The organism is Mesorhizobium sp. M4A.F.Ca.ET.022.05.2.1 (assembly GCF_003998845.1).
Lineage (GTDB): Bacteria > Pseudomonadota > Alphaproteobacteria > Rhizobiales > Rhizobiaceae > Mesorhizobium.
This window is the reverse complement of sequence record NZ_RZOJ01000021.1, coordinates 20,103-33,651: the sequence shown is the minus strand read 5'-3', so window position 1 is coordinate 33,651 and position 13,549 is coordinate 20,103. Positions and strand designations below refer to the sequence as shown.

Here is a 13,549-nt window from a genome sequence, read left to right as displayed (position 1 = left end):
TAGGTCTGTGGATACGTCAGCACCGTAGGCTGACCGGCGAGGAGCTGCGTGAAGGTCACGCTGCACGTTCCGGATATCGGCAAGGCTAGAAAGCGGTTGACCCTGGGCTCGCAATTAGAGAACGCTCTAGGTCCATCAGCAGCATGAATCGGTCGCCCGTCACCGATTCCAAAAATGCGTTGGACGCATCTGACATACTCGGGAACATGGGAGTATGGACAAGGGTGGTGACCATCTTCATTGCATTCTGCATATTTCGCGACTTCGCGATGGGCCCAATAAAGGCGGCTGCGTGGGCGATATGATCGTCATGGCGGTCATGCTGACAGCAGGACAAGAGATCGGGAGCATGGGCCCACGCGTCGGCGGTGAGCCGCTTCAGTCATGGCTTGGACGACAGCAACGTCTTCGAAAACCGTTGGAAAATGCGTAGGAGCGGGTGGACGAAGGCCTGCGTCCAGCCTAGACGACGTTCGCAACTCCCCTGAAACCCGCCGAGAGCACTATGAGGCAGCAGCGGCCCTTTGTCGTCGAGATCAAACAGAACCGTGGGCTCGTGAAGCGGCCACAGTCGATCTGGGGCGGCATCGACCTGGTCGCCAACACGAGCGATATTGCGGAAGCGAAGGCGGACGATGTGATCTCTGAGGCGACGCCCCGGCCGATTTTCCTTGAAGATATTCGTTCTCCGCCTGTGCTCACCACCGGTGACGCAGGTTCCGACGCCAAGCATACGAACATGTTGGACGCGTCGCTTCCACAGCCGCCGACGGCTGAGGAAGAGCCGGTGCCGGATGGATCGAAGGCACCGTCTTGAAGCCCGACTACTCGCGCACCGAAGACCGGCTCCGCTCTGCGAGCAGCAAGCCCGGGTCGCGGGGGGGGGGCCGAAGGTGATGCCGGGGTGGCTCGGATTGATCCCGCCGGAGCCAGTCGCGTCTCGCATTGAACGTGAGCAGTTTGAGGACGGGGACGAAGCCGGGTCTCACTGCCGAGAGTGGCTGCTGCTGGCGGCCGTTCGCGCGCCTGCTGCCTCATCACCGCCGCGCCATCTGCCTGGAACGTTTTCGATAGCCGGTGAAATTGACGAGTTGGTCGCCAGGCACACTTGCAGCCGAACATTGTCTCGCCGCTGCTTTGCCCGCAAGGTAGGAAGCGGCGCTTAGCCGGTTAGAGAACGGCGAAGTGACCTGAGCTTCGAAGCTTCGCTAGCAGGATGATGGCCGTTCCGCAGGGGTCAATCTTCGCTTGCTCACGCAGCGGAGACGCATCCCAGGCAGCCAACTCTGCCACCAAAAGAGCGGTGTCGCCGTTTACCGATGCGCATCTAAGTTGTCCATTCTTCTCCATTACGATTATTGCCGTGCCGGTGACGCCATATCCAATCGCAGCCATGCGCTGAACGCAGATATCGCCGTCGACACGGACATCGAAAAGAACCGATCCGGCGGTTTTTTCGGCAGCGTCAGCCACACGATCACAGAACGGCCGATGCAGGCCTTCGATATTGCCGAGTGACTGCTCAAACAGCGCCAATTCAACATGCTCCGCCACCATGGCTGCGAAAATGCGCGCCGGCTGGCTCAATGGACAATAGGCCAGGGCTGACTATCCACACACCAACCGCGCTCCCGATGCCTACATCGCAACTGCGCTTGACCGGCGCTACTTCGCTTGTCCGCGGGATGCCCAAAGCCGTTGCAGCGCTCCTCAAACAGATTGCGCAGGCACCAGAGCCGAAGATGGCCGATAGGACGGACGACCTTCTGATATCACTTCGTTCGTCCTCCCAAGCGCCGCCGCCCTTTTCCCGAGAACCTCTTTGTCTTCGCTAAAATAGCCAAAGTTAAATTACGAGCGTTTCGGCTTGCCGGAAATTAGGGTCTCGATGGATAAACCCGCATGGCTTTTTGGGTGGGTGCTGGCAGGAAGACTGATGCGCGGGCGTGGATGGATCAAGGCATTGCGTCAGGACGACGCTCGGCAGGTGCGTGCGCGCATTGCGGACCTGGAGCACGACCTCATGGCGATCACACCACAAGGGCGCCATCGACGTTTCGAAGCCGGATATGAACTCCGCAATGCGAAGTTCCGCCTCGAATGCCTGGAGGAATGCATTGCCGGAATATCGGAGAAAGGTGCGCGTTAGCGGAAGCTTCGCCGCTCTCAATCTGCCCTGATGCGACTGGTCGGAGGGGAAGCCAAATGCAGCCTGCAACCATATTCTGAACCGCCCCGGGTTGATCGGAGGCTCCAACTCCTGAGAAGGTGGAGCCATGACAAGCAAGACGACCAACAAGTTCTCTCCCGAGGTCCGGACCCGCGCGGTTCGGCTGGTTTTGGATCACGAAGGCGAGCATACGTCGCGGTGGGCGGCGGTTTCATCGATCGCCGCCAAGATCGGCTGCACGGCGCAGACGCTGCATGAGTGGGTGAAGAAAGCCGAGCGTGACAGCGGCGTGCGCGCCGGAGTTCCCACGGATGTTGCGACGAAACTGAAGGCTCTGGAACGCGAGAACCGCGAGCTTCGACAGGCCAATGAGATCCTGCGCAAGGCGAGCGCGTATTTTGCCCAGGCGGAGCTCGACCGCCGGTTCAGGCCATGATCGCGTTCATCGACGATCACCGCCAGGCGCATGGGGTCGAGCCGATTTGCAAGGTGCTGCCGATCGCCCCGTCGACCTACCACGACCATGTCGCGAAGCGGGCTGATCCCACCAGGCTATCGGCTCGCGCGAAATCCGACGTCGCCTTGAAGGACGAGGTCCGACGCGTGTTCGATGCGAATTTCCGCGTCTACGGCGTTCGCAAGGTCTGGCAGCAGCTACAGCGCGAGGGCTTCGATGTCGCCAGATGCACGGTGGCGCGGCTGATGCGGGTGATGGGTCTTGAGGGCATCATCCGCGGCAAGCCGATCCGCACCACGGTGAGCGACAAGGCTGCACCTTGCCCTCTCGACCACGTCAACCGCCAGTTCCATGCTCCGGCGCCGAACATGCTGTGGGTCTCCGACTTCACTTATGTCGCGACCTGGACCGGCTTCGTCTACGTGGCTTTCGTCATCGACACCTATGCCCGTCGGATCGTCGGCTGGCGGGTGAGCCGGACGGCGCATGCAGCCTTCGTTCTCGATGCCCTGGAACAGGCATTACACGATCGGCGGCCGATCCATCGCGGTGGGCTCGTGCACCATAGCGATAGAGGCAGCCAATACGTCAGCATTCGATACACCGAGCGCTTGGCGGAGGCCGGCGTCGAGCCCTCGGTTGGCAGCGTCGGCGACAGCTACGACAATGCTTTCGCCGAAACGATCAACGGTCTCTACAAGGCCGAGGTGATCCATCGACGCGGACCATGGCGCTCGTTCGAGGCCGTCGAGTTCGCTACGCTGGAATGGGTCGACTGGTTCAACAATCGCCGGCTACTGCAGCCCATCGGCAACATCCCGCCGGCCGAAGCCGAGGAACGCTACTACGCTATGCTCGAAGACCCAGCCATGGCGGCGTAACTCAAACGAAACGGCCTCCGGCAAACCCGGGGCGGTTCATTCTGTCTGCTCATCATCGGCACTCTGGCCTATGTCGTCTACCGCTGTACCAAGAAGTTGGTCGAGGACGTGCCCGATACTATCGACCCGCAGCTGCCCCTCTCGGGCCGCTCAGCAGACCGCCGCTTGTACCGCGGCCTCACTCGCTCCCTCTGTAATCGCTGGCGCGGACCTCCAGAAGATAGGGTTCCACCCGCCAGCCGCGATCAGAGAACCCAATCTCCCCCTTACGCCCCAAACAGCCGCCGGTCCCAGTAGACGGGCTGGTGCAGACTTGTTTGGATCCTTGAAAACTCCGGATGCGCTGGATTGATCAGCACATTGCAATCGACACGCGCCACGACACTTGGCACCAGCAGGATGACGCTGCGCCGTTCTGAACACCAAGCTTCGCCAAATCCCTTGCTCACCGTCGCCGGCATCGTGTCCCAGCCGGGCAGTGACGGCTGGGAAAAGACCTCGTAGCTTAGTCCGCGCGGGATTGTGATTTCGATGTAGTGCTGGTTAGGCGGCAGTCGGCCGCTGCCATGCGCCAGCTTTTCCAACAGGGCCGTCGAATAGTGCTCGCTGGTGTAGATGATAGGACTTCCGGGCGTGTTCCATCGCCCTGGCGCGATTGTCGAGCCGGTCGCATCGAAGATCGGGTGGGTGCCGGCCGGATCGCCGATGCGAAAGGACGATAGCGTGCGATCGAGAGTCTGCGCCGTCACGCAGCACTGCCGTACTTCAGACCTCCGAGGATATCGACCACCATTTCGGCGCCGAACTCGCTCAGGATAACGACGTCGATCGGTCGCTTATCCTCAATCATCGGGTGCGGCCGAAACAAGAAATCGCGCGCTTCCTCTTCGTTCTGCCAGACATCGACAGCAAGGCCCCAGACGCGCGCCACGCGGGCCAATCGTGTGCCCTCGTCCGAGGAGAGGCGATGTACCATCTTGCGCCGCTCATAGGTCGCCTTGGGGATCAGCCGGTATTTGAACTGAGCATCGCCAGGCGCCAGAAGATGCGCAACGCGCTCGAGCGCCCCAATGGGAAGTCCATTCTCGATCCGCGAGATCAGCCCGAAAGGCGACCGTGACGCCACCTCTTTAACGGGCAGCCCCAACACGTCGGCGACATTTCCGAACGCTAGCATTTCACTCTCCATTCCATGTGAGGCAAAATATAGCCTCACATGATGCACCGTGCAAGCCCTGCACCGACGCGAACCGTTCGCCAACGGCTACCGTCGTTTTTGCTGTCACGCCGTTCGCTCGGCCGCCATCAGCAATCGGCCTGGCCGAAAACACGACAATGACAATCATATCGAAATTGCCGCTGACGAGTGCAGTGTCCTGGCCAGCGCAGCACCTACGGAGCCGGCTCTTGTCGGCGAGCTTCGGCGTTGACGGCAGCACAGGCGACTTGAGCAGCCCTTGTCTATAGTCTGGAGAGAGCCTGACGCCGGTATCAATGCAAGAGTTTAAGCCCCGGTTTTCGATTGGGCATTCGAAATGGGGCGCGTAGGTGTTCGCTGTCGCAGCGAAGACCGCGAAATGCTCAAAGCGATCATGAAACGCATCATCCGCGAATGGCGAAAGGGCGTGAGCGCTGACGCTGGTGCCGCTGATCCATCAAGATGATGAATCCATGGCGACGGACCGATTCATGAAAGTCGTTGGACGCCGCTTCCAAAGGAAGCGAGAATCCGGCCATGGAGAAAGAGGAGACAGGCTCGGTTCATCTTCGCCGCATCGATCCGGCGCAGAACATGCGGCGCTTCTATACGCTCGCGATCCAGCCTACCCTGTTTGGCGGTGCCTCCGTGATCCGCAACTGGGGCCGGATCGGCACGAATGGCCAATCGATGATGGAGACATTCGACAGCCGCGACGATGCCGGTTCCGCGTCGAAGCGACTTGAACGCTTGAAGCGCCGACGTGGATATCGCGACAACGGCGCCGCCTGAGGGCGCATCTTGCTTGCGCATGAACTGTGCGGGGGCGCCGTTTTCGGTCCCTCTCAGAGGAGATGACGAGATCATGTCGGAAGAACGCGATACCACGAGACGTGCAGCAAGCTCCGCTACTATGCGGATCCGAAGTTCAGGGGCCTTCGATGCGGATTGGACAGGCGTTTTGACCATGGCTGCCAACCAGATCCTGGTGAATCCCCTCGAAGGGGGAAACACCGGCTGCTTCCTCAAGCAAGTCGACCTTATGACGTGATCCGGCAAACTGCATAGCGATAATCTGCCAATCACTTTGACCCATCTAACCGAGATCAGCTGCCTTGCCAGGAGCGGCGTTGTTCAGGTAATCGGCCCACTGGTAGAACGAGGAGCTTTTGATCGAGACAATGGGAAAGAACGCGATGGGGCGCGGCCTTGCCCGGCAGTTCGAGCTCGCCCCCTGCCCTCCACTCTTTGGGACTTTTCATGGGAATCCGATCCGAAATGAGCGATGAATCCGAGGAAATATCGAACACCCTCGCGTGGACTTGCCGCATGATCCTGGAAAGCGGTCCCGAGGATCGGCAGCGTATCGCGCTCGCCTATCGGGAAGCGCAAACCCTGGTTGCCAGCATCCCGAAGAACAGTGGCGATGCTCGCCCGCGCATTGCCGCCTGCATCAAGCGGTCTGATACCTATAGGGCGGTGGATGATATTGCCTGCGTCGGTTGGACGCTGACGGCCATTGAGGAGCGGGTGGACGAACGAAACCTCCCCATCTGGCGGCAGCTCCGCAAGATCATTTACAAGATCCTCAGGGAGCTGCCCTTGTCCAAGCCGGCAGTGCATTGATGGGCGAGCGATCCCTCATCTGCCCGATCAGAGGCGCCCGACGTTCAAGTGACCTTGCCTTCGTCGCCGCGATCGATGTCGGTCGCTAGCGCTGCCTCCACCTCGGCGCTGACGACCGCAAGCGCTCCCCTCACCTCGAAATCGTCGAGAGCGTGGATGGAGGCGCGGGAGACGGCTCCAAAGCGGCGTCACGGTCATGCGGAGCTCGATCTCGTAATCCGCGCCGGTCCGCATCAGGATAGTGCTATAGCGATACCCAAGCGCTGACCCTCATATTCGAGATCGACACAGCCGATCGAGCGATGATGGTTCACCCTCTTGTTAGAGCTGGACGAGCGCCTATGTAGCCAGATCTTGCGAGCCGCACGAGGCAAAGCCTCCCTGCCGGGGTCACGCTTTTCAGGTGACCGCCGCATTGCACCAGGCACGCACACAGGGGACAGCACGAACATTCCAGGCGCAAATTTGGGGGAAGGAGGGAGCCTTGCCGTTCTTGCATAGCTGCACTGCACAAAATGTGTTTGCGCATTGCACAACTTTTAGCCATTAAGCCTGCGGCTGATGCACGCGATGGTCTCCTCCCATTCCATCGTATCGGCTGTTCCTCTGGAGGTTTTGACCTTCACACCTAAAGGGCCTCGGTTTTCCGATGGCCCTGTTTTTTTGGCGGTACCATTACCTTCGTCACTGTGCGCAGCGCGGGGCGACCGCCGCTTTAGCCATCAGACTTTTGGGGTCGTTTCTGCCTGACGGAGTCGACCCCTCCCGACAGAAGCCTGACCTTTGCCAGTCTTCTACGGGCAAGCGTTCGCGCCAAAAGTTCAAAGCCGCGTCCGTAACATTCAACAATGAAAGCCAGCGTCATCAGATCGAGCAGAAAGTCGTCGATCGCATGTGTGAGCGCGTCAGACCTTTGTTCAAGCTGAAGCAGCAGGGCGCGCGTCTCTTCGATCGCGGCCCCGAAATCTTCTGCGTCAATCAGCAAGTCGATCCTGTCGAAGATCTGCAAACGTCCTCACTCTCCCCAAGACATAGTCAGCGCATCGAACACCGCGGTGAGTGAGTTTCCAACGAAGGAACATGGCGCGTTTCGCGAAAAGGCATCGCTCAGCAAAGTGCCCTTTGATGAAGCATGACGGGTGAAACGACAAGCGAGAATCCGGGCTCCCAAAACTATGCACCTTGGATTATGTGGTTGAAACAAGATGAACCGGCCCGGTCTGTTTAAGGGCGGCTCTCGGCCGCAAAACTCTGGTTAGGTTCCATCTTTGCGTCTTTGGCGGAATCTAATGCTTCTCGCCGGCTGGCGAGATGAGCTCCCGAATCGTTGATACGGTCTGCTTGGCGTCCAAACGCGAGTTCAGCCGGCTTTTGCGCTTATGTCGGAGCGCCAAAACCGACCGTTATGTCGGCAGCGCCTTAATCAATTTGAACAGGAGACGCCGGATTGGCTTTGGAAGCACGTATAGGACAGCCCCCGGCCTAGTACCGAACGGCATGAGGCGCCGGCCACACAATGGGTGAAGGCAGCCTGACCGGCCGCATCAGACACCTGCCAGGGAAACCGGACTGCGCCGGGCTTCGCCACCTGGATTTTCTCGACGAAAACTAGCGCGCCGATTGTTTTCTGGCATATGTGGCGACGGCGCAGAGGAAAGCCAAAGCAGCGGTGTCACACGCCGTTCGAGAGGGCCCTTTTGCGAACAGTACGGCATCCGCAATCGGGAGCGTCAGGCCATGTTTTTTGGCGAAACAGGTAAGCTCGTAAGGCTGATCGTCATCTTGATTGCGAACACCAAGTTCGTAGTCCATCGATCATTTCCTCCCATGTTCCCCACCCATCCCCTCTTTGGGCCCACGACGATTAGCTGCCTATGCCAGGTTCGTGTAAAGAGCATCTTCTTCGAAAATGCCCATACCAAATTCCATAGCTCACGCGGCCAGCTGTTCCGCTTCAGCAGAGCCTGCGCGGAGTCCTCTTTCTTCGCAGATCCGATCATAGACCCGCTTCAGCAACGCGAGGTCGTCAGGGTAGGCTATGCCGCTTGGGGATTTTTCCGAATTGGTCATCGCTCTCTCCCGATTGCAACGCGAAGCGCGACGATCGCTCAACCGACGATGCCCTTTGGCTCCTTATCGCCGATGTGAAGGGTCCTACTTCCTTTTTGGCCAAAGGCCTAGAAACAAATGAGGTCGTCGAAGAAACATTGCGCCCGAGAACTCCGGGATAATCTGTTCCGATGGATCCCGCACCGTTCCTCAGTGCCGCTGCGATCGGCCGGCTCGCCTGCTGGCGCCGTGCAGGCATTGGTCGGCGGCAAGAGCTCGATGTCCCGCTCCAGGGAGCGTCGACGCGTAGGAAATTCGCGATTGGCATGATCTCTCAGTTACCAGCCGCCACGATCCAGTCGAGATTGCGTGCGAGACACCTGCCAATATTCGGAAAGCAAAGGCTCGCAAAATGAGTAGGGTGGCTGGATCAAATGAAGATTTGGCTGCACCAACGACATTTGCGCCGCTCGGGAATCCGACCTTTCGGTCGATCTGGCTCGCCACGCAGGTTTCCAGCCTCGGCTGGTTGATGCAGACTGTCGCCATCAGCTGGCTGATGGCGACAATCTCAACTTCCGATCTGATGGTGGCGCTGGTGCAGGCTTCATCGAACCTGCCGGCTTTCATCTTGTCCGTCTTCGCTGGGGTTCTCGCCGACAATTACAGTCGGCGCCGGGTCATGTTCGCCGGCCGCTGCCTTATGGTGATAGCCTCTGGGATGCTCACTGCGTCCGTGGCGCTGGGCATTGTCAGTCCGTGGATGATCCTCGGCTTCAGCTTCTTGATCGCAAGCGGCGGCGCTCTCAACGATCCCGCCTGGCAAGCCTCGGTTGGCGATATGGTGCACCGACGCGATGTTCCCGCCGCCGTCACCTTGCTCTCCGTCGGCTTCAACACCGTGCGGACCGTGGGTCCGGCGCTCGGCGGCATCGTGGTTGCCTCGTTCGGGCTTATGACGGCTTTCGCCGTGACCACACTCACCTATCTAGTCCCTCTAGTCACCATATGGCGCTGCAAGTGGAAGGTTCGCTCCTCACCTCTCCCGCGTGAGTCAATGAGGACGGCGATCTATGACGGGCTGCGCTTCACGGCGATGTCATCGGAAATCAAGGCGGCGATCGCGCGCGGAACCCTCTTTGGCCTGGCGAGCATTGCCATCCTCGCGCTGCTCCCGCTGGTTGTCCGCGATCATTTGGGGGGAGGACCGCTCGCTTATGGCACGCTCATGGCCGGCTTCGGCACAGGCGCCGTCTTCGCCGGCCTCGCCAACGGCACATTCAGACGGAGCTTATCGCAGGAACGGTTGATGAGGCTCGCGTGCGTCGCCTGCGCGGCATGCTCCCTTTCCCTTGCACTGACCTCTTCGATTGCGGTGGCGGCACTTGCGCTTGCCCTGGGCGGCGCGGGCTGGGTCACCGCCTGGTCCGGGGTTGGCGTGAGTGTGCAGCTGGCCAGCCCGCGATGGGTCGTGGGGCGCACCATCTCGATCTACTATGCCTTGATAGATGGCGGCATCGCAGCCGGCAGTTGGGTATGGGGCACGGTTTCCCAGACCTATTCCCTGACCTGGGCGCTGGAGGGCTCCGCCGGAGCTCTGCTGATCGTCGCTGCAGCGGGTGTCCTGTTTCCTCTTCGCGAGCGCCGCGAGTCCGAGCCCGATCCCTTGGAGGAATTCGACGCGCCAGCTGTCGCTCTTAATTTGAAGCCGAGAAGCGGCCCGATCGTGGTCAAGGTCGAATATCTGATAGCCGAGAGAAATCTCGAGGCCTTCCTCGACCTCATGCGGCAGCGGCGTCATGTCCACAGCCGCGTCGGTGCTCGGAATTGGACGCTCCAGCGCAACCTTCAGAAGCCCATGCAATGGACAGAAACATTCCGCACGCCGACCTGGACGGACTACCTTCGCCTCAATCATCGTCTCACGGAAGTAGACAAGGAACTCGACGAGCGTGTCTTCCAGTTGCACGCGGGGGAGCAAGTGCCTCAAATGACGCTTTCGATTGAGCGGCCGACAAGCTCGGCCCGCAAACCCGACCAGTCAATCCTTCACCTTCCCCGTCATCGAGCCTGACCTTTCAATATCTGGATAAGGAGGCTTGGGGCATCGACATTCCGAAGACTTGAGGCTGCGCGTCGGGACATACTCAACCCATGCAGCGGAGGACTGGGCCACGAGCGCCGGCCAAGCGGCCACCGTCAATCTGGGGCGGCATTGACCTGCCCGCCATCGCGAACGATATCGCGCCGGTAGTATCCAGCCCTGCTGACACCGGCGAGACGGTACCATCTGGTGCCAACGACGTTTGGCGGGAATCCAACCTTTCGTTCGATCTGGCTCGCGACCCAAGTTTCCAGCCTCAGCTGGCTGATGCAGACAGTCTCGACTTTCGATCTGATGGTTGCGCTGGTGCAGGCTTCATCGAACCCTCGCCGCCTTCATTTTGTCCGTGTTCCGTATGCGGCGTCTCCGCCCCATTGATTTTCTTGTTGCAACGGTCAGGTGGAGCGCTTGCAGATGGTCCTATGAGCACGTTGGGGAATCCCGGACCTGCTCATTGTGATGGGCTGATCCGTTGCGCATAGGCCCAGGGCATGAGGGCGTCGATGTCTTTGGCGAGGTGGCCATTTGCGAGGCTGATGAAGAGATCGCGCAGGTAGGCGTATGGTTCAACGCGGTTCATCTTGCATGTGCCGATCAGGCTGGCGAAACGGGCCCAATTACGGCCGCCTTCATCATGGCCGGCAAAGAGAGCGTTGCGGCGGTTCATGGCCGGACTTCTGATCGCGTTTTCGACGAGATTGGAGTCGATGTCGACGCGGCCGTCGTCCAGGAACAGCCGCAAGCCGACCTGGCGTTTCAGCATATAGGCCATGGCCTCGCCGAGGTCGGACTTGCGCGATACGCGCGCGGCCTGAACTGTCAGCCAGGTGAAGAACTCGTCCACCAGGGGGCAGGACAGGTGCTGGCGGACAGCCCGGCGATGATCGGGGTCACAACCTCGGATGCTGTCCTCGATCTTGTAGAGGCGGCGATGCGCAACAACGCCTCGTCGACGATGGGCGAACCCTTCTTCGGCTGGGACTTGATCAGTTTTCTGCGGCCATGCGCCCAGCAGAAGGCCAGCCTCAACGGATCGCCGCCCGTGCGTTTTGGCGTGGCGAGGTGGGAGTAGCCGCCATAGGCATCGACCTGGATCGTGCCGTTGAAGCCGTCGAGGATTTCTGCGGCATATTCACCTTTACGCCCAGGCCGATAATGGAACACCACGCCCGGCGGCGCAGATCCGTTCCAGCCGCGGTCGTCGCGCAGAATAGCCCAGAGATAGCCAGTTTTCGTCTTGCCGCGCCCGGGATCCAACACCGGAGCCGTGGTCTCGTCGACATATAGTCGCGAGCTACCCTGTTTCAGGATCACGGCCATGTGGTCTACCACCGGCGCGATCACGGCGCCCGTCCGACCCAGCCAGTCGGCCAGGACCGTGCGGTCGATCGGCACTCCGTGTCGGGCCATGACCGCGGCCTGCCGGTTCAGCGGCATGTGTTCGGAATGCTTGGACACGGCGATCTGCGCCAAGAGGGCTTCGGTCGGCCAGCTACCTTCCAGCAAATGCGCCGGCGCCCTGGCCTGAACCACTCCCGTGCGCCCCTTGGGGCAAGCGTATTTCGGGCGGATCGCGACGATCACCTGATAGCGCGCCGGGATATGATCGAGCCGCTCCGTCCGGTCTTCGCCAATCCGGACCATGTTGCCGCAACCACAGGGGCAGGCAATGCTATCAGGCTCCATCACCTGTTCGACGCGCGGCAGGCTCTGGGGCAGAGCACGCGCCTTGCGTTGCCCGCGTGAAGCAGTCTTTTCGCAATTGGCTGTGCTGGCCGCGATCTTTTCCTCGACGAAGGCGATCTGGGCCTGTGTTTCGGCAATTGCCGTCTCCAGGTCCTCCAGCGCCAGTTCCATCTGCGTCGGATCGAGCTTTTCCGATTTCGGCCCGAACTTCGTGCGGCGGTAGTCCTGAACCTGGCTCTCCAGCTTCTCGATCAGTTCCTTCAACTCGGTGATGAAGGCGTCCTTTTCAGCCACCACCGCCTGCTCATGCTGACGGGCCGCACGCTCGACCGACAGCTCGAACTGTACGGCCGCAAAGGCGTTCACCACCTCTGAAGGCAGGTCCCGGAACTGGCTGAGATCAATGGGCGCAGACATGCGCCTTCGTAGCAAATCGAAGCAAAAAAGCCCAATAAAACAACGCCAAAACCGAACCGGTGAGTCACCCTGCCGCAGCCGGCGGCGCTACCCGCTGCGCTACCACGCGTCGCCAGTCGAGACCTTCGAACAAAGCTTCATACTGCCCTCGCGACAGCCGCATCGTCCCATCCTGCACTTTGGGCCAGGCAAAGCTGCCCTGTTCCAGGATTTTGTAGGTCAGCACCATTCCGGTGCCATCCCACACCAGGATTTTTACACGATTCCCGCGCTTCGACCGGAAGATCACGGTGACCCCGGAATGCGGATCAAGCTTCAACTCGGTCTGCACCATCAATGCCAGCGCCTGATGGCCACAGCGGAAGTCCACCGGCCGCGTCGCGATCAGGATCGGCAATCGTTGGCCCGCGACGATCATGCCGTCCCGCGCATCGCACGCACCAAGGCCGCAACCCGGTCAACCGGCACATCGCCGGGAACCCTCACCACGAGGTCTGCGCCTATTTCCACGGTCATGATCCCCAAAGTGATCTCGACCGGCTCCGGAACCGGCAAAGAATCGGTAGCCTCCTTCGGCTCCGTCGTAATCGCCAGGGGCACGAAGGCAGGCTCGAATGGACCGCTATTCTCGCAAGGCACCGGCATCAGTTCCGCAGGCAGCGCCAAAAGACCCTGACGCGCCTGCCGTCGCCAGTCCGAAAGCTGATGCGCAATGAGATCATGACGACGCGCAACATCAACAACCCGCACACCGGGGTGAAGGCTCTCCGCGACAATCCGCGCCTTCAGATCATTGGGCCATCGTCGGTTTCCACGACGAGGCTCGACAACTTCGCATCGCCCAACAAATCCCTCGCCATCCGCCATGCCAAATCTCCAGCTCCTGCCGAAAACCTTCTGGCAGAAACCTCAATGTTCAGAAACAAGCGGAATCAATGGGGTGTAGGCAGCGCATACCGTG

At 60.2% G+C, this 13,549-nt stretch carries 14 protein-coding genes, 1 pseudogene and 1 other annotated feature; of the genes and pseudogenes, 6 read left to right on the top strand and 9 right to left on the bottom strand.

Annotated features, from left to right (window positions below; genetic code table 11):
• The first annotated feature begins 505 nt into the window (after nt 1-505).
• The gene (locus EN745_RS04670; protein WP_127420650.1) at nt 506-817 is read left to right on the top strand and encodes a hypothetical protein; all 312 of its coding nucleotides are present in this window, start codon (nt 506-508) and stop codon (nt 815-817) included.
• 353 nt (nt 818-1,170) lie between these two features.
• On the opposite strand, the gene EN745_RS04665 is transcribed toward EN745_RS04670, so the two are convergent.
• On the bottom strand, nt 1,171-1,587 hold the full coding sequence (locus EN745_RS04665) for a hypothetical protein (protein ID WP_245487636.1): 417 nt from the start codon (nt 1,585-1,587) through the stop codon (nt 1,171-1,173).
• A gap of 301 nt (nt 1,588-1,888) precedes the next feature.
• Here EN745_RS04665 and EN745_RS04660 point away from each other — a divergent pair, with 301 nt between their 5' ends.
• Together EN745_RS04660 and EN745_RS04655 are read left to right on the top strand one after the other, a co-directional pair.
• Complete coding sequence (locus tag EN745_RS04660) at nt 1,889-2,149, top strand: hypothetical protein (RefSeq protein ID WP_245487635.1); 261 nt, start codon at nt 1,889-1,891, stop codon at nt 2,147-2,149.
• 127 nt (nt 2,150-2,276) lie between these two features.
• A protein-coding gene (locus EN745_RS04655; RefSeq protein WP_127420649.1) for an IS3 family transposase occupies nt 2,277-3,508 on the top strand; the annotation gives its coding sequence in 2 pieces (ribosomal slippage) (nt 2,277-2,568 and nt 2,568-3,508; 1,233 coding nt in all).
• Nucleotides 2,561-2,677: a sequence feature (AL1L pseudoknot), on the top strand. (Overlaps the previous gene by 117 nt.)
• Before the next feature lie 266 nt (nt 3,509-3,774).
• On the opposite strand, the gene EN745_RS04650 is transcribed toward EN745_RS04655, so the two are convergent.
• Nucleotides 3,775-4,257, bottom strand: a complete 483-nt coding sequence (locus EN745_RS04650) for an RES family NAD+ phosphorylase (protein ID WP_127420648.1) — start codon at nt 4,255-4,257, stop codon at nt 3,775-3,777.
• The gene (locus EN745_RS04645) at nt 4,254-4,685 is read right to left on the bottom strand and encodes a DUF2384 domain-containing protein (RefSeq protein ID WP_127420647.1); all 432 of its coding nucleotides are present in this window, start codon (nt 4,683-4,685) and stop codon (nt 4,254-4,256) included. The genes EN745_RS04650 and EN745_RS04645 overlap by 4 nt, the downstream gene beginning before the upstream one ends.
• A gap of 558 nt (nt 4,686-5,243) precedes the next feature.
• Between EN745_RS04645 and EN745_RS04640 the strand changes: the two genes are divergently transcribed.
• On the top strand, nt 5,244-5,498 hold the full coding sequence (locus EN745_RS04640) for a WGR domain-containing protein (protein ID WP_127420654.1): 255 nt from the start codon (nt 5,244-5,246) through the stop codon (nt 5,496-5,498).
• A gap of 486 nt (nt 5,499-5,984) precedes the next feature.
• Entirely contained in the window at nt 5,985-6,332 is a 348-nt protein-coding gene (locus EN745_RS04635) for a hypothetical protein (RefSeq protein WP_189362956.1), read from the top strand.
• A 715-nt stretch (nt 6,333-7,047) separates the two neighbouring features.
• Here the strand turns inward: EN745_RS04635 and EN745_RS35950 are convergent.
• The 3 genes from EN745_RS35950 to EN745_RS35945 all read right to left on the bottom strand — a co-directional run bounded on the left by EN745_RS35950 (nt 7,048) and on the right by EN745_RS35945 (nt 8,402).
• On the bottom strand, nt 7,048-7,341 hold the full coding sequence (locus tag EN745_RS35950; protein WP_189362955.1) for a hypothetical protein: 294 nt from the start codon (nt 7,339-7,341) through the stop codon (nt 7,048-7,050).
• Between the two features lie 599 nt (nt 7,342-7,940).
• Nucleotides 7,941-8,144 carry a hypothetical protein gene (locus EN745_RS04625; RefSeq protein WP_127420645.1) on the bottom strand — a complete coding sequence of 68 codons (204 nt, stop codon included), beginning with the start codon at nt 8,142-8,144 and terminating at the stop codon, nt 7,941-7,943.
• A 120-nt stretch (nt 8,145-8,264) separates the two neighbouring features.
• Nucleotides 8,265-8,402, bottom strand: coding sequence for a hypothetical protein (locus EN745_RS35945; RefSeq protein WP_189362954.1), 138 nt, complete (start codon nt 8,400-8,402; stop codon nt 8,265-8,267).
• Between the two features lie 391 nt (nt 8,403-8,793).
• Between EN745_RS35945 and EN745_RS04620 the strand changes: the two genes are divergently transcribed.
• A complete protein-coding gene (locus EN745_RS04620; RefSeq protein ID WP_127420644.1) occupies nt 8,794-10,455 on the top strand; it encodes an MFS transporter in 1,662 nt (553 codons plus the stop codon).
• A gap of 481 nt (nt 10,456-10,936) precedes the next feature.
• Here the strand turns inward: EN745_RS04620 and EN745_RS04610 are convergent.
• From EN745_RS04610 to EN745_RS04600, 3 genes and pseudogenes are all read right to left on the bottom strand, one after another.
• A pseudogene (locus EN745_RS04610) lies at nt 10,937-12,588 on the bottom strand (IS66 family transposase).
• A gap of 64 nt (nt 12,589-12,652) precedes the next feature.
• Nucleotides 12,653-13,006, bottom strand: a complete 354-nt coding sequence (gene tnpB / locus EN745_RS04605; protein ID WP_127420643.1) for an IS66 family insertion sequence element accessory protein TnpB — start codon at nt 13,004-13,006, stop codon at nt 12,653-12,655.
• Nucleotides 13,003-13,455 carry a transposase gene (locus EN745_RS04600; protein ID WP_127420642.1) on the bottom strand — a complete coding sequence of 151 codons (453 nt, stop codon included), beginning with the start codon at nt 13,453-13,455 and terminating at the stop codon, nt 13,003-13,005. Before EN745_RS04600 ends, tnpB begins: the two co-directional genes overlap by 4 nt.
• Nucleotides 13,456-13,549: the final 94 nt, after the last annotated feature.

Coding starts and splice junctions, on each gene's coding strand:
- EN745_RS04660 (WP_245487635.1), top strand. CDS start 1,889: ATGGATAAACCCGCATGGCTTTTTGGGTGGGTGCTGGCAGGAAGACTG.
- EN745_RS04645 (WP_127420647.1), bottom strand. CDS start 4,685: ATGCTAGCGTTCGGAAATGTCGCCGACGTGTTGGGGCTGCCCGTTAAA.
- EN745_RS04635 (WP_189362956.1), top strand. CDS start 5,985: ATGAGCGATGAATCCGAGGAAATATCGAACACCCTCGCGTGGACTTGC.
- EN745_RS04625 (WP_127420645.1), bottom strand. CDS start 8,144: ATGGACTACGAACTTGGTGTTCGCAATCAAGATGACGATCAGCCTTAC.
- EN745_RS04600 (WP_127420642.1), bottom strand. CDS start 13,455: ATGGCGGATGGCGAGGGATTTGTTGGGCGATGCGAAGTTGTCGAGCCT.
- EN745_RS04620 (WP_127420644.1), top strand. CDS start 8,794: ATGAGTAGGGTGGCTGGATCAAATGAAGATTTGGCTGCACCAACGACA.
- tnpB (WP_127420643.1), bottom strand. CDS start 13,006: ATGATCGTCGCGGGCCAACGATTGCCGATCCTGATCGCGACGCGGCCG.
- EN745_RS04670 (WP_127420650.1), top strand. CDS start 506: ATGAGGCAGCAGCGGCCCTTTGTCGTCGAGATCAAACAGAACCGTGGG.
- EN745_RS04640 (WP_127420654.1), top strand. CDS start 5,244: ATGGAGAAAGAGGAGACAGGCTCGGTTCATCTTCGCCGCATCGATCCG.
- EN745_RS35945 (WP_189362954.1), bottom strand. CDS start 8,402: ATGACCAATTCGGAAAAATCCCCAAGCGGCATAGCCTACCCTGACGAC.